The 16,291-nt window shown below is 63.5% G+C and carries 11 protein-coding genes and 1 CRISPR repeat array; of the genes, 7 read left to right on the top strand and 4 right to left on the bottom strand.

Annotation, left to right across the window (positions count from 1 at the left end; translation table 11 throughout):
- Positions 1–40: 40 nt before the first annotated feature.
- Positions 41–1,324 carry a ferredoxin reductase family protein gene (locus QUG03_RS04970; protein WP_500819554.1) on the top strand — a complete coding sequence of 428 codons (1,284 nt, stop codon included), beginning with the start codon at positions 41–43 and terminating at the stop codon, positions 1,322–1,324.
- Between the two features lie 83 nt (positions 1,325–1,407).
- Here the strand turns inward: QUG03_RS04970 and QUG03_RS04965 are convergent, their stop codons facing one another.
- Both QUG03_RS04965 and QUG03_RS04960 read right to left on the bottom strand, forming a co-directional pair.
- Positions 1,408–1,842, bottom strand: a complete 435-nt coding sequence (locus tag QUG03_RS04965) for a DUF411 domain-containing protein (RefSeq protein ID WP_500819553.1) — start codon at positions 1,840–1,842, stop codon at positions 1,408–1,410.
- Between the two features lie 73 nt (positions 1,843–1,915).
- Positions 1,916–2,230 carry a hypothetical protein gene (locus QUG03_RS04960; RefSeq protein ID WP_253313764.1) on the bottom strand — a complete coding sequence of 105 codons (315 nt, stop codon included), beginning with the start codon at positions 2,228–2,230 and terminating at the stop codon, positions 1,916–1,918.
- 326 nt (positions 2,231–2,556) lie between these two features.
- Between QUG03_RS04960 and QUG03_RS04955 the strand changes: the two genes are divergently transcribed.
- The 5 genes from QUG03_RS04955 to QUG03_RS04935 all read left to right on the top strand — a co-directional run bounded on the left by QUG03_RS04955 (position 2,557) and on the right by QUG03_RS04935 (position 8,324).
- Positions 2,557–4,680: a TonB-dependent receptor domain-containing protein gene (locus QUG03_RS04955; RefSeq protein ID WP_500819551.1), complete on the top strand. Its 2,124-nt coding sequence runs from the start codon at positions 2,557–2,559 to the stop codon at positions 4,678–4,680.
- 252 nt (positions 4,681–4,932) lie between these two features.
- Positions 4,933–5,223, top strand: a complete 291-nt coding sequence (locus tag QUG03_RS04950; RefSeq protein WP_227104831.1) for a DUF2218 domain-containing protein — start codon at positions 4,933–4,935, stop codon at positions 5,221–5,223.
- A gap of 160 nt (positions 5,224–5,383) precedes the next feature.
- Positions 5,384–6,493: an ABC transporter substrate-binding protein gene (locus QUG03_RS04945; RefSeq protein ID WP_486635801.1), complete on the top strand. Its 1,110-nt coding sequence runs from the start codon at positions 5,384–5,386 to the stop codon at positions 6,491–6,493.
- Positions 6,490–7,554 (top strand): FecCD family ABC transporter permease, encoded by a 1,065-nt coding sequence (locus tag QUG03_RS04940; RefSeq protein WP_166452709.1) that lies wholly within the window; start codon positions 6,490–6,492, stop codon positions 7,552–7,554. The genes QUG03_RS04945 and QUG03_RS04940 overlap by 4 nt, the downstream gene beginning before the upstream one ends.
- A complete protein-coding gene (locus QUG03_RS04935) occupies positions 7,551–8,324 on the top strand; it encodes an ABC transporter ATP-binding protein (RefSeq protein WP_500819549.1) in 774 nt (257 codons plus the stop codon). Before QUG03_RS04940 ends, QUG03_RS04935 begins: the two co-directional genes overlap by 4 nt.
- A gap of 67 nt (positions 8,325–8,391) precedes the next feature.
- Here QUG03_RS04935 and cas3f read toward each other — a convergent pair whose 3' ends face one another.
- The gene (cas3f, locus tag QUG03_RS04930; RefSeq protein ID WP_500819548.1) at positions 8,392–11,751 is read right to left on the bottom strand and encodes a type I-F CRISPR-associated helicase Cas3f; all 3,360 of its coding nucleotides are present in this window, start codon (positions 11,749–11,751) and stop codon (positions 8,392–8,394) included.
- A complete protein-coding gene (cas1f, locus tag QUG03_RS04925) occupies positions 11,748–12,722 on the bottom strand; it encodes a type I-F CRISPR-associated endonuclease Cas1f (protein ID WP_500819546.1) in 975 nt (324 codons plus the stop codon). The genes cas3f and cas1f overlap by 4 nt, the downstream gene beginning before the upstream one ends.
- 206 nt (positions 12,723–12,928) lie before the next feature.
- Positions 12,929–15,539: a CRISPR direct-repeat array (repeat unit 28 nt; unit sequence GTTCACTGCCGGATAGGCAGCTTAGAAA).
- Between the two features lie 169 nt (positions 15,540–15,708).
- Here cas1f and QUG03_RS04920 point away from each other — a divergent pair.
- The gene (locus QUG03_RS04920) at positions 15,709–16,188 is read left to right on the top strand and encodes a DUF1203 domain-containing protein (RefSeq protein WP_500819544.1); all 480 of its coding nucleotides are present in this window, start codon (positions 15,709–15,711) and stop codon (positions 16,186–16,188) included.
- The last annotated feature ends 103 nt before the right edge of the window (positions 16,189–16,291 follow it).

Here is a 16,291-nt window from a genome sequence, read left to right as displayed (position 1 = left end):
CCAATCGCCTTAATCCCCTATCGCAAGAAAGGACATGGCGATGAACCGTAGACTCCCCCTGCTCAGCCTGCTGCTGCTCGCCAGCGGCGCCTTGTACGCCGCCGCCAGCCTGTGGCAAAACGGCCTGCCGGCCAACTACTGGCAATGGCGACACGAACTGGTGCTGCTCAGCGGCGTGCAATTGATGGCCGTGATGAGCGCCGCCATGCTGCTGGCCGTGCGCCCGCGCTGGCTGGAACCGCTGCTGGGCGGCCTGGACCGCCTCTACGCGCTGCACAAGCAGCTGGGCATCGCCGCCGGCCTGCTGCTGGCGGCTCACTGGCTGGTCAAGCTGTCGCCCAAGCTGATGCTGGCGCTGGACTGGGTCGCTCCCCGCATCAGAAGCGGCGGCGGCGGCAAAGACCCGCTGGTCTCGCTGGCCAAGGACATGGGCGAATGGGCGGCCTGGGCGGTGCTGGCCATGGTGATCCTGGCGCTGCTGCGCGCCGTGCCCTATCGCTTCTGGCGCAAGCTGCACAAGCTGTTCGCCCCGCTCTACCTGATGGGCGCCTTCCACGGCCTGATCCTGATGCCGGCCGAGATGTGGGCGCAGCCGGTGGGCTGGCTGCTGGCCGCGCTGATGCTGATCGGCTCCGGCTGCGCGCTCTACTCGCTGGCCGGCCGCATCGGCAAGCGACAACAATACGCCGGCCAGGTGCATAGCATCGAAGCGCTGCCGGCCGGACAGTTGGAAGTGATCTGCCAGATAGACGCCTGGCCCGGCCACCGCGCCGGACAATTCGCCCTGGTCAGCTTCGACGCCGCGGAAGGCGCCCACCCCTTCACCATCGCCAGCGCCGACCATGACGACGGCCGGCTGCGTTTCATCATCAAGGCGCTGGGCGATTACACCCGCCGCCTGCCAACCGAACTCCAGATCGGCCAGACCGTCACCGTGGAAGGCCCTTACGGCCGCTTCCAGCCGCGCGGCGGCGCGCGCCAAGCCTGGGTAGCCGGCGGCATCGGCGTCACCCCCTTCCTGGCCTGGCTGCAAAGCCGGGAACTGAAGGAGAAGCAGCTGGACGTGGATTTCTATTATTGCGTGCGCAACCGCGGCGAAGCGGCGCGGCTGGAAGAAATGCGCCAGGCCTGTCGTCAGCGCGGCGTGCGGCTGCATCTGATCGAAAGCGAAGCCGGGGCACAGTTGAACGCCGGCATGCTGCCGGAAGTGGACGAGGTCTGGTTCTGCGGCCCGCAAGGCTTGGGCGAGGCGCTGCGGCGCGGCCTGAAACAACGCGGCGCGCAGGCCCCGGCTTTCCACCACGAGGCGTTCTCAATGCGCTGACGCAAGACGGGCGTTCCGACCTGCCGGAACGCCCGTCATACACTCAAGCAAGCCGCTGCAAGGCGGCTGGCGCATCACCAACTTTAGCGCGTGGCGTAGACGCTGCGCCTCCCCTGCCCATCAAAACTCAACACCTGATAGGCCTGCTTGCTCGGCCCTTCCATCCCCGGGCTGCCCATCGGCATGCCCGGCACCGCCAGGCCGACGATCTTGGGCTTGTCCTTCAGCACCTTCTTCACCAGATCCGCCGGCACATGGCCTTCGAACACATAGCCGCCGATCTCGGCGGTATGGCAGGAACGCAGATCCGCCGGCACCTTCAAGCGGGCCTTCAACGCTGACATATCCGCCTCGTTGCGGCTTTGCAGCGCCACGCCGTTCTTTTGCATATGCTCGGCCCAGGCGGTGCAGCAACCACAATACGGGTCCTTGTGCATCACGCCGCCGGCGGCGGCCACCACGGGGGACATCAAGGAAACGGCCAGCGCGGCGGCGGCCCAATACATGCGTTTATTCATGAGATGAAATCCAATGCTATTTGAATGAAAAAGCGAACCAGCCCGCAAAACCGCGGTTGGCGCAAAAAAAGGATCATTCAACAGATTGGGGAGGCCGCTCCGGCGGCGCGGGGATGAAACCGGACCACACTATTTCAGCCTTGGCCTGCAGCACCGGGCGGATCGCCTGCAAGGGCAGGCTGGGCGCCGCCGGCCATGGAGCGGCCGGCAACTGGCAGCAAGCGGCGGCCTGAGCGGCGCTGGCCGGCTGGGTATGGCAAGCCGCGCCGTCGTCGGCCATCCAGACGCAGGGCGCGCTGGCGTCCACGCGTCCGCCCATGCTCCAACCCGCCTGCGGCAAGAGCAGCAGACACGTTAGCAACAGTAGCAAGGGCAGACGAATAGGCATCGATTCAGGTAGGGCGCTGAGTCCGGAACAGGCTTGAGACTGACGGATAGCGCCTTGGTTCCCAAGCCATTTCGCCATTTCTCCCACCCCGCGCAAAGTTTGAGCCAGGTCATATCCGCGCCAGATTTGTGGCGACCGAGTACAATCACACCCTCAATCAATAACGATTCGCATTTGCGTTCGCATTAATTCGGTGGGATACTTATGGTCCCATTTGACATTCCTTGCGCAAACTAAACGCCAACGGCATGCACACAGCGCCGGCCTTGCCGGGACGCGGATCAAATGGGCTTCGTTCATGTGATGATTTCCAGGTATCCACGATAATGAAAACCTTTGACTCCGCCGCCCGTCACGGCGTGCGCCTTGCCCTGTTGTCCGCGGCGGTTTCCGCCCTCTACCTGCCCGCCGCCCACGCGGCGGAAGTCGAAGCCACGCTGCCCTCGGTCGTGGTCACCGCCTCCGGCTACGAGCAAAAAATCAAACAAGCCCCGGCCAGCATCTCGGTGATCACCCGTGAAGACTTGGCGAAGAAACCGTTCACCAATCTGACCGACGCGCTGACCGATCTGGAAGGCATCAACATCAACGGCTCCGCGCCCAGCGACAAAGACATCTCCATTCGCGGCATGCCCGGCGAATACTCGCTGATCCTGGTGGATGGTCGCCGCCAAGGCACCCGTGAAGTGCGTAGCCGCGGCACCGGCGGTTTCCAGCAATACCAGATCCCGCCGATGGAGGCGATTGAGCGCATCGAAGTGGTGCGCGGCCCGATGTCCTCGCTATACGGCTCCGACGCCATGGGCGGCGTGATCAACATCATCACCCGCAAAGCCCCCAAGGAATGGCATGGTTCGATGACGCTGGGCGGCACCATCACCGAACATTCGAACGAAGGCAATACCGGCCAGAGCAGCTTCTGGCTGGGCGGCCCGCTGATGAAGGACCTGCTGTCGCTGCAAGTCTATGGCTCGCTGAACAACCAGGCTGAAGACAATATCTTCTACAGCAAGAGCGGCGACGGCGGCAAAGACGCCAATCACATGTCCGACATCAACGCCAAGTTGAGCTTCACCCCGAACCAGGACCACGAGATCACCTTCGAAGCCGGCCATAACGAACTGCGCAAGACCACCACGGGCGGCAAGAGTTTGTCCCCGACTCTCGGCAAATACGATCAATACGATACCCGTGATCACTGGAGCCTGAGCCACAACGGCAAATACGGCAATATCCGCTCCAATGTCGCGCTGTATCAGGAAATGGCCAAGTCCAGCTCGGACGAAAACAACGTCAGCGACGGCAAAGGCGTGAAGTTGACCAACACCACGCTGGACGGCCAACTGACTTTCCTGCTGGATCGTCACACCGTGAAAGTCGGCACCCAGCTTGGCCGGCAAGTCGGCTCCGATCTGCAAGCGCAAGAAGCTTTTGATCCGAGCAGATTCAAATACTCCGGCGCGGCCAACCCGGATAAAGTCACTGTCAATACTTGGGCACTATTCGCCGAGGACAGCTTTGAAGCCACGGACAGCCTGACCATCACCGCAGGCGGCCGTGTCGACCACCACAGCGTGTTCGGCACCCACTTCACCCCGCGCGCTTACCTGGTCCAGCACCTGGGCTCGCAGTGGACGCTGAAAGGCGGCGTCGGCAAGGGCTTCAAGGCGCCGACCATCCGCCAGAGCACAGACGGCTATTGCATGCGTACCGGCAGTCGCGTGGAAACCGGCTTGTTGTGCGGCAACTCCAAGTTGAAGCCGGAAGAAAGCACCTCTTACGAAGTGAGTCTGCACTTCGACAATGAGCAAGGCCTGAGCGCCAACGCCACCCTGTTCAACAACGACTTCAAGAACAAGGTAGTCAGCTACGGCACCGATCAATTCACCAACGCATTGATCTCTAAGGGCAAGCCGGCCCGCGTCTACATTTACGACAATGTGGACTCGGTCAATATCCGCGGCCTGGAATTGTCCAGCAGCTGGACCTTCATGCCGAAATGGACGCTGTCCGGCAACTACACCTACACCAAGTCCAAGCGTGAAGGCGGCAGGGAAACCTCGTTGTCCGGTCAATCTCTGAACGGCCTGCCGCTGGACAAGACGCCGGAACACGCCGGCAATGTGAAGCTGGCCTGGGCCCCGATGGAAAAGCTGGACCTGTACACTCGCCTGAACTTTGAAGGCAAGCAGTACTACACCGGCTTCCGCAACGGCGCTTACGATGCGCGCACCCGCGGCGGCTCCAGCACCTGGGACTTTGGCGGCAGCTACAAGCTGAGCAAGAGCTTCGATGTCAACTTCGCCGTCTTCAATCTGGCCGACCGCAAGGTGGCGATTGATGACCGCGTGGGTAATGCCGAACCGGATCGCAGCAAAGCGCCGCTTAACGGCAACTGGATGGTCGACGAGGGCCGCCGCTATTGGCTGACCTTGACCGGCAAGTTCTAAGAAGGTGTTCACAATCTCGCGAGCTAGAGCGAGACAAGGCGCAAACGGTTGAGGAAGCGGAATGTACAAGTGGTACATGAGCATTCCGAAGCCGTTGGCAACGCGGTATCGCCGACGCGCAGCAGATTGTGAACAGCTTCTAAGCCGCACCCTGACGGCCCGTCCCCGGACGGGCCGGAAACACCGCACGGCAGTTGCCGAATCCGCCGGATTCGCCAACTGCCTGTTCCCGTTTTTACGATTGGAGAATTGATGATGTTGAGCAGCCGCGCCCAATTGACCACGCCCAATGCCGACAAGGTGCTGTACAAGCTGTGCAAGCACTACGCGCTGAAAGTCCCGGTGGAGTTCGACAGCCACCAGGCTCATGTGCACTTCCCCATCGGCGAATGCCGGATTCAGCGCCAGGACGACACCCTGGACATGATCTGTGCCGCCGACGCGGCCGACAAGCTGGCCAAGATCGAATTCATCATGGACGAGCACCTGGGCCTGATGGCCAAGACGCCGGACTTGAAACTGGATTGGGCCAAGACCGAGTAAGACCCCCAGCCCAGCCGCGTTTTCCGAGCGCGCCAGGCCTGCCCGGCGGCTCCCGTTTCTGTATGATGCTTGCCACCCGCTCCACGGCTAAAGCCCGTCCACCCGCCCTCTCCACCGCGGCGGGCTTTGGCAGCGGAGCCGTATCGCTCAAGGAATCACAATGAAAACACTGTTCTCCCGTCTGCTGCTGGCCGGCGCGCTGGCCGCGGCCACGCTGGCGGCCCAAGCCGCCACCGTCACCGACATCGCCGGCCGTAAAGTGGAAGTGCCGGCCAAGGTCAACCGCATCCTCCTGGGCGAAGGCCGGCTGTTCTACGCGCTGGCCCTGCTGGAAGGCAAGCAGCCCATCGCCCGCATCGCCGGCTGGCAGGGCGACTTCCGCCAACTGGACCCGCAAACCTACGCCCAGTACAAGCAGCGCTTCCCGGCCATCGACCAGATTCCGCTGATCGGCAAGACCAGCGAAAACTCGGTCAGCGCGGAAAAAGTCTTGACGCTGCGCCCCGACATCGCCGTGTTCAGCATCTCCGGCCACGGCCCGGGCCTGAACAACCCCATCGTGCAGCAATTGCAAGCAGCCAAGGTGCCGGTGGTCTTCGTCGATTTCCGCAACGCGCCGCTGGAACACACCGTGCCCAGCCTGCGCATCATGGGCAAGGCGCTGCAGCGCGAGGCCGAGGCTGAGCGCTTCATCCGCTTCTACCAGGGCAAGATGGAGGCCATCCGCAAAGTCGTCGCCGCCATCCCGGCGCAGCAAAAGCCCAAGGCCTTCCTGGACCTGCGCGCCGGCGCCTTCAGCAACGTCACCAGCGCCGGCCGCGGCAGCCTGGGCGAGCTGGTGGACGCCGCCGGCGGCGTCAATATCGCCGACAAGCTGATTCCCGGCGCGGTGGGCGAAGTGAATATGGAGCATGTGCTGGCCAGCAATCCGGATCTTTACATCGGCACCGGCACCGCGGACGCCGCCGACAAGACCGGCATCCAGTTCGGCGCCAACATCAGCGCGGCGCAGGCGCAGGCCTCGCTCAAGCGCACCGCCGCGCGCAGCCCGGTGGGCGCCTTGCGCGCGGTGCGCGAAGGCCGCACCTTCGGCGCCTGGCACCACTTCTACAACACGCCTTACCACATCGTGCTGCTGGAAGCCTTCGCCAAGGAACTGCAGCCGGCGCGCTTCGCCAAGCTGGACCCGGACGCCAGCTGGAAGCAGCTGCACCGCGACTTCCTGGCCATAGAGCCGCAAGGCACTTACTGGGTCAAGGGCGTTAAATGAGCGGCGAAACCCTAACGCTTTCCGCCGCCATGGTGGCGGCGGACTACCGCCGCACCCTGCTGCGCCGGCTGCTGCTGGTGGCCGTGCTGCTGAGCCTGCTCGCCGTCTCGCTGACGCTGGACGTCACCACCGGCGCCAGCGGCATGCCGCTGGCCGAGTTCTGGCAGACGCTGTGGCACCCGGCCGCCGCCGATCCGGCCACCGAGGTGATCGTTTGGCAGATCCGCCTGCCCTATGCGCTGATCGCCATCGCCGCCGGCCTGGCGCTGGGTCTGGCCGGCGCCGAAATGCAAACCGTGCTGCACAACCCGCTGGCGGACCCGTTCACCCTGGGCCTGCAGCCGGCGGCCGCCTTCGGCGCGGCGCTGGCCATCCTGCTGGATGTCAGCATCCCCGGCGTCCCCGGCCCGTGGATGCTGCCGGTCAACGCCTTCGTGTTCGCGCTCGGTTCCGCGCTGCTGCTGGACGTGGTGGCGCGCTGGAGCAATATGCCCACCAGCGGCGTGGTGCTGTTCGGCATCGCGCTGTTCTTCAGCTTCAACGCCCTGGTGTCCCTGCTGCAATTCGTCTCCACCGCGGACTCGCTGCAAGACTTGGTGTTCTGGCTGATGGGCAGCCTGTCGCGCGCGGACTGGCCCAAGATCGCTTTGCTGTTCGGCGCTTTCGCGCTGATCCTGCCCTGGTCGCTGAGCCAGTCCTGGCGGCTGACCGCGCTGCGCCTGGGTGAGGACCGCGCCGCCAGCTTCGGCATCAATGTGCGCCGGCTGCGGCTCAGCTCGCTGCTGCGCGCCAGCCTGCTCACCGCGCTGGCGGTGGCCTTCGTCGGCACCATAGGCTTCATCGGCCTGATCGCGCCGCATATCGCGCGCCGGCTGGTGGGCGAGGATCACCGCTTCTACCTGCCGGTGAGCGCGCTGACCGGCGCCGCCATCCTGTCCATGGCCTCGGTGGTGACCAAGAATCTGGTGCCCGGCGTCATCGTGCCGGTGGGCATCGTCACCTCGCTGGTGGGCATCCCCTTCTTCATCGCCATCGTGCTGCGCAACGGAGGCCGCCAATGAGCTCCGCTCTGTCCATCCATCAACTCTCGGTCAGCTACGGCAAGCGTCAGGTGATACGCGGGCTGGACGTGCCCTGTCTGCGGGCGGGCGACATCACGGCCTTGCTCGGCCCCAACGGCAGCGGCAAGTCCACCTTGCTGCGCGCCTTGGCCGGCCTGCAGCACAGCAGTGGCGACGTCCGCCTGGACCAGCGCGCGCTCAGCCGCCAGCGCGGCGAAGTGGCCTACCTGCCGCAAACCCTGCCGCCCAGCGTGCATCTGTCGGTGTTCGAATCGCTGATGGTGGCCGGCCAGGCCACCGCCGCCGGCCTGTCGCGCCGCCATGACGACCAACAGGTGTTCGCGCTGCTGCAATCGCTGGGCATCGAGCAACTGGCGCTGCGCTATCTGGACCAGTTGTCCGGCGGCCAGCGCCAGCTGGTGGGCATCGCCCAGGCGCTGATCCGCGAACCGGCGGTGCTGCTGCTGGATGAGCCTCTGTCGGCGCTGGACCTCAACTACCAGTTCCACGTGATGGACCTGCTGCGCCGCGAAACCCGCCGCCGCGGCATGGTCACCGTCATCGTGCTGCACGACCTCAATGTGGCGCTGCGCCACTGCGACCGGGTGCTGATGCTAAAGGACGGTGCGCTGCAAGCCAACGGCGCGCCGGACGAGGTGATAGACAGCCAAAGCCTGCGCCGCGTCTACGGCGTCAGCGGCCGGGTGGAGCGCTGCTCCCAGGGCGTGGCGCATGTGCTGGTGGACGGGCTGCACAGCGGTTTGCGCTGAGCCCCCACACGGCCGAGGCCCCCGGCGATACGCTCGCCGCCTCGGCCGTTTTCATTGCTGGCGCGCCTCAAGCCTTGCAAAACCCCAGCGCCGGATGGAAGCGCCAGCCATTGTCCGACTGCGGCAAGCTCAGCCCGCCAAAGCGCCGCGCGCAGGCGTCCAGCTCCATGCCCAGTTCCGCCGCCAGCTCGGCCAAGGCCGCCGGATAATCGCTGACGCCCCAGGGCCGGATATTCGGCTGCGTCAACGCCGCGTCCGGCACCCGCTGGTTCAGGCTGGCCTCCACCGGCGTGAAATGCGGAGGCTCCGGCCACGGCCGGCTTTCCACCCGGTGCAGCGCGTAATCGTCCCCGTCCTCGGTGGGCAATAACAGCAAGTCCAGCTCCGGCTCCCCGCCGGCGCGGAAAGGCTGCTGCTGCGCCAGCACTCCGCTGAGCAGCGCCTGCGGCTGCTGCCAGCAGCTATACGCGCCCAAGGGCGCGATGGCCTGGCCCTCGCGCCCCGGCCGGCTGCTGGCGACTTTGGCCTGGCCGGCCGGCGACATCATCTGCGCCAGCCGCGCATGCTCCAGATGCGACAAGCGCCGCGTCGACTGCAAGGGCTCCGGCTGCACGATGCGCGGCCGCGCGTCCAGATGCCGGTACTCGTCCTCCTCCAGCAGTTCGCTCAGTAGATAGCTGTCCAAGACAAACTCATCGCTCTCAAAGCCTGGCTGGTAGAAAGCCAGTGATTTTCCTGATGACCTCTTCGGCTGTTCCACGCTGCGCAGATTGCGCTCGGCAATCAGCACATTCACCTTGTCCCACGGATCCGGACGGTGGCGGCGCAGCCGGCCGGCCAGCTGGATCAGCGAACGCATCGACGAGGGCTCGACGATCGCCCAGTCGTAATCGTGATCCCGACCCACCTCGGTCACCGGCGAACCCAGCACAATGAACACATGCTCGCGCTCCGGCTCAGCGTCCAGCTCGCGACGGATGGCCGGCAGCGTGAACACCGCTTGCGGATTGGAACGATTCAGCGCCTGGTCCAGCTGGCGTTCGATGGCGGAACGCAACATCAACGGGTATTGCGAGTGGTAGACGCATAAATGCAGCTGCCAGTGCGCCGGCCACGGCAGCGCGTACAAGGCCAGCGCCACCTCGAACAAGGGCTGGATATTGGCCATGCGCACCAGGCCGAAACTGACCGCCTGGCCGCTGATCGGGTCCCGCTGCTGATTGAGCCGGTGCAAGCGCTCGATGGCCGGCTGCAACTGGGCGGCGAACTCCCGACGCAAGGCCGGCGCCTGCCCCTGGCCAAAACTCAACGGCAATAGTTCAGCGTTGCGCCGCGCCGGCTGTGTGGCCAGCCAATCGGCGCGCCGGCCGGCAAACTGACCTTGCCGCCGACGGAAAGCGTCGACATCGGCGCAGTCTTCCTGGGCCCGGTCCTGTTCATCCACCCAGGCGCAGCACACCGCCAGCGGCCGTCCCGGCTGGCCGCGATTGGCCTGGAACTGACGGCGGCCGGCCAGATAAGCCTCGAACAAACCCTCGATCAGCGCCGGCGGCAAGGTGGCGGACGACAGCAGCAGCCGGCTGCCCAGCAAGCCGGCCCAATGCGCCAGCCGGGTCAGCGCCGGCAAATCCGCTAGGTCGAAATCGTCCGGCTCGTCCAGCACCAGGTCCCCGCTCATCAGCCGCAGCATGGGCGCGATCTGCCGCCCGCCGCGCTGGTTTTCCGTCGCCGGCGTCAGATGGTCTATGGTGCACACCAGCAGCGGCGCCTGCAGTAGCTTGGCCGTTTGCGGATCGCGCAGCGCGCGCGACAGCAGCGGGTGTTCGCCGCCGGCCTCGTAACGCACCTCGCCGCCCTCGTCCCACAAAGCCTGGCGCGAGGCCGAGCCGCTGGCCTCCGCCTGCCGTTGATAGTGTTTGAACAACTGGGTGTTGGCGCTGCCGCCCACGCAGATGGCTAGATCCTCCTCGTTCAGGCGCAGCCGCTGGCGGAAGGCCTGGCCGGTTTGCAGCGTCAGCGCGCGCAAGCCCAGCGCAAACGCGCAACGCAGGCCCAGCGCCGGGTCCGCCAAGGCGTACATGATCCGCGCATTGCCCAGCGTCTTGCCGCAGCCGGTGGACGCCATGTTGACGATGAAAGCGCCCTGCTCCGCCGCCCGCGCGCGCATTCCCGCGGCCAGGTCCGCGGCGCGGTCCTGCCAGCGGAAGCGCCCATCGGCGCTGCGCTGCAGCAAGCGCTTGCGCCGCGACAGCCGCGGCAGCTCGCGCTCAAAACCGGGCAAGGCGCGGCATACCAAAGCGCTCTGCTCCGCCACGCCCAGCAAATGCTCGTCCAGCGGCTGATTGAAATCGCCGGACCGGCCATGAGTATTCGCCCACAGCGGATAGCCGGCCTGGCCGCGCTTGTGCCGCAGTTGGGCGTAATCCAGGCTGGAAAAATGGTGATCCGCCAGCATCAGGCTCAGCCGCGCCACATGCATCGCGTAAAGATTGTCCAGCCAGCGCGTCTCGCCGCGCGCGGTCAGGCGCGCGGCCAGCTTGTCCGCCAGCCGCGCGGCGCGGCGGCTCCAGGCCGGCGTATTCACCGGCAGGCCCAGCGGGAAACGCCAATACGGCGCCAGCTGCGCCGGCTCGGCCTCCGTCTCCCGCCATTCGTTCCAGCGCGCGTCGATATGGGCCGGAATATTCAACAGCATGCGGCTTTGAAAGCCCTGCAGCTTGCCGCCCAAGCGGCATTGCCGCTCCTGCTTGAACTCCGGCATCAGCGGCAGCCGGTGATGAGTCAGCACCAGCCAGCCCACCGCGGCGGCCAGCGGCGGCAAACGGGCAAACGGCGGCTCGCACGCCTCCCCCATGCCGTCCGCCTGCAAACGCGCCAGCCAGCTGGCGTGATCCTGCTCCGTCGGCTGCCGCAAGCGCGCCAGCCAGCCGGCGTCGTCGTCATCGCCGACAAAGGCCTGGAACAAGCGCAGCGACACCCACTCGTGGCGGTAGAGATTGCGCTCGGTCCGTTCGCCGCGCAGCCGTTGCTGAAACGCCTGGCTAGCCTTGCCCAGGTCATGCAGCAAGGCCGCCAGGCCGGCCAGCAGCTGGATGTCCTCGCCGCTGTGCCAATCGTTCTCGTCCGCGCTGCGCAGCACATTGCGGCGGGTGCTGTGCGTGGGCGTGGCGCCGTCGGCGTTGAAGCGGCTGGCGTCGCCGACTATCCACAGCAGCTCGCTATGATCCTGGCCGCGTATCCAGTGGCAGGCCACCGCGGTGTTCTTGCGCGCGCTCTGGCGCAGCAAGCGCCGCAGCGTGTCCAGCCCGGCCTGGGTGATGGGCGTTTGCCAGACGCGGTCGCCGCGGCGCTCGGCGAACTGGTCCAGAATCTGCCGGCTGCGCGTCAGCGCCCTCTTGTCGCATTGCGAAATCAGCAGGATATTCATGCCGCCCGCCCCCGCCGCTCGGCAATGTCCTTCAAGGTGTCGATGATGAAGTCCAGCGCCTCGCCGCGGGTCAGCGCCTCGATGCAAGCCTGGCGGAAAGTCTGCTCATCGTCGCCGCGCATCGCGGAAACAAAGGCCTGCGGCAGAATCAGCGCGTCCTTGACCAGATCCGCCGCGTCGAACACCAGCCCGCCGCGCCGGGTCTTGCCGTGCAACACCGCCAGGCCGTGCGGCAAACCCAGCACCCAGGCCGCGGTGGCGCCCAAGCCGTAAGCCAGGTAATTGCCGTGATCCAGAAAAGCATTGGCCGGGTCCGTGCCGGCGCCGCGCTTGGCGCGGCTGAAATCGCCATAACCGGTGGCCTGCGCCGCCAGGCGGAACAGCAGCTTGGTCAGCCGCGCCTCCACGGTCAGCAAATGCGCATGGTCCGGCGCCTGGGCGATCGCCTGGCGCGAAGCCTGCAAGGCCGCCTCCAGGCCGGCCTCCTCCACCACAAAACCGGCTTCGCGCAAGGCGCGGCTGCCCAGCCAATGCCGCTGCAAGCAGCCCAGCCGCGCCAGCTGCACATCCTTGGCCGCAGCCAGCCGCTGCGCGTCGTCAAACCAGAAACGCACCCAGTACTGCAGATATTCCGTGGGCCGGTACTCGCTTTGCGGCGCAAACCACGCCGCCTCCTGCTCCAGCTCATTGGCGCTGAATAAGGGCGTGCCGCCCCCGCCGCAAAACCCCACCATCACCCCGGCCTTGGCCAGCTCCCGCATCGCCGCCTGCGTCACCGAGGTGCCGGTGCCCAGCAGGATGCAACTAGTGTTGGCGATGGGGATATTCCAGTACAGCGAAGCCTTGCCCGCGTCGGTGACGTATTCCACCCGCCCGCCATTGACCAGCACCCGGCAGTGCTGCAGGTAGTAAAGATTGGCGCGCTTGGAATGCAGAATGGTCTTGAGATCGGACGGGGAAAAATCGGACACGGCGAATCCTTCGGAATGGAACGCGACAGCGCATCTTGCCATGGGCATGAGCGCAGGGACAGCCAGCGCGGTCTACCCTTTTTTTCTGCCCCCTGGAGCTGACATTTAAAAACAATGACTTAGCGATAAGCTGAAAATTTGGGTCAAAGCCGAAAGAATCGCTGCAAATGCCCACGCCATAAGGACTGTGGGCGGTGTAGACTCTAGTTCACTGCCGGATAGGCAGCTTAGAAAAGCCTGGAGATCGCTTCGTGCCGAGTGTCATGGTTCACTGCCGGATAGGCAGCTTAGAAAAAAACTGAGCCTTTGACGCCTCAGCAGTATGTGTTCACTGCCGGATAGGCAGCTTAGAAAGACAACGCCATACGGCGCTGGTGGTCCCAATAGTTCACTGCCGGATAGGCAGCTTAGAAATGAAAAAAAGACATGATCAAATTCACACAATTGTTCACTGCCGGATAGGCAGCTTAGAAAAACCAGATGAGCGGCAATATACCTGCCCCCATGTTCACTGCCGGATAGGCAGCTTAGAAACACAAGCTCCCGCATCATCCCGTAGTACTGTTTGTTCACTGCCGGATAGGCAGCTTAGAAATTCACGGTCGTAGCCGTAGATGTAAACCGTCTGTTCACTGCCGGATAGGCAGCTTAGAAATAAAAAGCGTGGCCGTCCGGCCTCTGGTAAGGGTTCACTGCCGGATAGGCAGCTTAGAAAACGATACGAGTTTGAGTTTTGCCGGCCAAAGCGTTCACTGCCGGATAGGCAGCTTAGAAACTTCATGATGTCACTCATTTTGTGTGGGTCTATGTTCACTGCCGGATAGGCAGCTTAGAAATTTTTCGTAGAGCCTTGCCATGTGAACGTGGCGTTCACTGCCGGATAGGCAGCTTAGAAACTAGGGGCCCCACTGTGGCGGTTTGTGCCACAGTTCACTGCCGGATAGGCAGCTTAGAAATTTTCCAGAATCTTTGCAGGGTGGCTTGAATTGTTCACTGCCGGATAGGCAGCTTAGAAAAAAGGCGTACGCAACCAAATAACACAGCATGATGTTCACTGCCGGATAGGCAGCTTAGAAAATCCGGCGAAGGAAGGCAGGCAGGATTAACCGGTTCACTGCCGGATAGGCAGCTTAGAAAACTACGGCTCATTCGTCGATATCGCCCGTTATGTTCACTGCCGGATAGGCAGCTTAGAAATTCACTTCACTGGAGATTGACATGAAATTCCTGTTCACTGCCGGATAGGCAGCTTAGAAACGCCGGGGTGAAATTGCAAATAATTATGAGAAGTTCACTGCCGGATAGGCAGCTTAGAAAAACGCCGGCCGTAGCGAGCAAAACGCGAGAACGTTCACTGCCGGATAGGCAGCTTAGAAATGAAGGGGCCGCGCCTTTGCCTGACAGTCGGCGTTCACTGCCGGATAGGCAGCTTAGAAATTGATGTGAACATCTTGTCCGATGTCGCCCAGGTTCACTGCCGGATAGGCAGCTTAGAAAAGGTCGGCCTCGTTATGCGCCAGCCGCCATTCGTTCACTGCCGGATAGGCAGCTTAGAAAGCCCATAAAAAAAGCGCCGCCGCCGTTGGTGTGTTCACTGCCGGATAGGCAGCTTAGAAAGTCTTCGTGCGGGGCGCAAGAGGTGACACATGGTTCACTGCCGGATAGGCAGCTTAGAAATTGATGACCGATGCGAACTTGTGCAGCGACGGGTTCACTGCCGGATAGGCAGCTTAGAAATCAGGCGGCAGTGTCGGCCAAGACTGCGGATCGTTCACTGCCGGATAGGCAGCTTAGAAACTACGGAAGATGATGAACGCGGCCACGACAAGGTTCACTGCCGGATAGGCAGCTTAGAAATGCTCGGCCAGGGCCAGCCGCTGACTCAACTCGTTCACTGCCGGATAGGCAGCTTAGAAAAGGATCTGCGCTCGCCCTGCTACTCGACTCGGGTTCACTGCCGGATAGGCAGCTTAGAAAAGTACCAGTGCCTGACCCAGTATTAGCCGTATGTTCACTGCCGGATAGGCAGCTTAGAAAAAGAACATCGACGGGCGCCGCGCTGACTCGTCGTTCACTGCCGGATAGGCAGCTTAGAAAGGATTGCCAGGCCGAGGCACAACCCGCCCTTGGTTCACTGCCGGATAGGCCGCTTAGAAAAGCACGGCAGCTATAGCGGCGCTGATACGCTGGTTCACTGCCGGATAGGCAGCTTAGAAATATCCGGCTGTGAAAACTAGCATCGTCTGACTGTTCACTGCCGGATAGGCAGCTTAGAAATGGATGACATCGCCAGCGCGGGCGCCTCCGCAGTTCACTGCCGGGTAGGCAGCTTAGAAACTGAAGCCTACGGCCGCGGCCCGATGTGGAAGGTTCACTGCCGGGTAGGCAGCTTAGAAATTCAGGCCGGTGCGCCGGCTGTAACGCTGGGCGTTCACTGCCGGGTAGGCAGCTTAGAAATGCCAGGTGTCGGCGCGCCACTCCAGTCCGGAGTTCACTGCCGGGTAGGCAGCTTAGAAACTGTCGCGGCGGGTGGCCATCAAGACCCTGCTGTTCACTGCCGGGTAGGCAGCTTAGAAAAATCTACGGTGAAGGGGAATCGGCGCGGGAAAGTTCACTGCCGGGTAGGCAGCTTAGAAATATCGGATGCGATGGTGTTCCGCAGTCAAGTTGTTCACTGCCGGGTAGGCAGCTTAGAAATCAATCCGAAGGTGGCCAGCCGCAACGCCAAGGTTCACTGCCGGATAGGCAGCTTAGAAACAGCTCCAGCGCCTTGGCCGGGAAACGGCCCAGTTCACTGCCGGGTAGGCAGCTTAGAAAAGTCACCGAGGAAATGCACCGCGCGGCGGTGAGTTCGAAAACGGAGACGGGGCAATTCCACTTGCCATACACAGCGATTGCCTGAAAACGAGCACAGCAAGAATCGGGTCGCCCGCAGGGGTACGCCGCCATAGACTTCGGACCTCTCAATGATACGAAGGAGCGCGGCATGGCTTGGCAACTGGAAACCTTGGATCCGGTTTTCGTCGAACGGGCACGACACAAAGGGATTGATGCGCTCGGCCAGCCCGTGCGGCGGATGGCTGCCGCCGGCGGCGAACCGTTCCGCGATGCGCTGCGACGCGCCATCTGTGGAGAGGAGCTGATTCTGGCGAGCTACAGCCCATTCCACCAAGTCGGTCCATACCGCGAGTATGGCCCGGTTTTCCTGGCGGCTGAATCACAGCCGGAGCCTCTGCCCGAGCTGTCAGCGCTACTGCACCGCGTCGGCGAGAATGCCTACCTCGGCGACAGCGTGGCGCTGCGCGCTTACGACAAAGAACAGACCATGCAGGAAGCCGCACTGCTGCCAACGCATGAGGTGGAGGCGACTCTGACACGCTGGGAGGCACGGCCCGAGATCGCTTTCGCGATGCTGCGTTTCCCCGCCCATGGATGCTATGCGCTGCGACTGAACCGGCACGAATAAATGGAGCCCATGCGATGCGTGATCGGCCACCTGAAAATCAGTCCTTAGAACCTGTTTACGATCTGCTGCGCGTACACGGTAAACAGCCCTTCGAAATGCTCAT

This window comes from Chromobacterium sp. CCUG 30098 (genome assembly GCF_059916605.1).
This window is presented reverse-complemented; position numbering and strand designations above follow the sequence as displayed.

Bases quoted from the DNA above. Each gene is read 5' to 3' on its own strand.
- QUG03_RS04970 (WP_500819554.1), top strand. From the start codon at position 41: ATGAACCGTAGACTCCCCCTGCTCAGCCTGCTGCTGCTCGCCAGCGGC.
- QUG03_RS04940 (WP_166452709.1), top strand. From the start codon at position 6,490: ATGAGCGGCGAAACCCTAACGCTTTCCGCCGCCATGGTGGCGGCGGAC.
- cas3f (WP_500819548.1), bottom strand. From the start codon at position 11,751: ATGAATATCCTGCTGATTTCGCAATGCGACAAGAGGGCGCTGACGCGC.
- QUG03_RS04920 (WP_500819544.1), top strand. From the start codon at position 15,709: ATGGCTTGGCAACTGGAAACCTTGGATCCGGTTTTCGTCGAACGGGCA.
- QUG03_RS04945 (WP_486635801.1), top strand. From the start codon at position 5,384: ATGAAAACACTGTTCTCCCGTCTGCTGCTGGCCGGCGCGCTGGCCGCG.
- QUG03_RS04965 (WP_500819553.1), bottom strand. From the start codon at position 1,842: ATGAATAAACGCATGTATTGGGCCGCCGCCGCGCTGGCCGTTTCCTTG.
- QUG03_RS04950 (WP_227104831.1), top strand. From the start codon at position 4,933: ATGATGTTGAGCAGCCGCGCCCAATTGACCACGCCCAATGCCGACAAG.
- QUG03_RS04955 (WP_500819551.1), top strand. From the start codon at position 2,557: ATGAAAACCTTTGACTCCGCCGCCCGTCACGGCGTGCGCCTTGCCCTG.
- QUG03_RS04960 (WP_253313764.1), bottom strand. From the start codon at position 2,230: ATGCCTATTCGTCTGCCCTTGCTACTGTTGCTAACGTGTCTGCTGCTC.
- QUG03_RS04935 (WP_500819549.1), top strand. From the start codon at position 7,551: ATGAGCTCCGCTCTGTCCATCCATCAACTCTCGGTCAGCTACGGCAAG.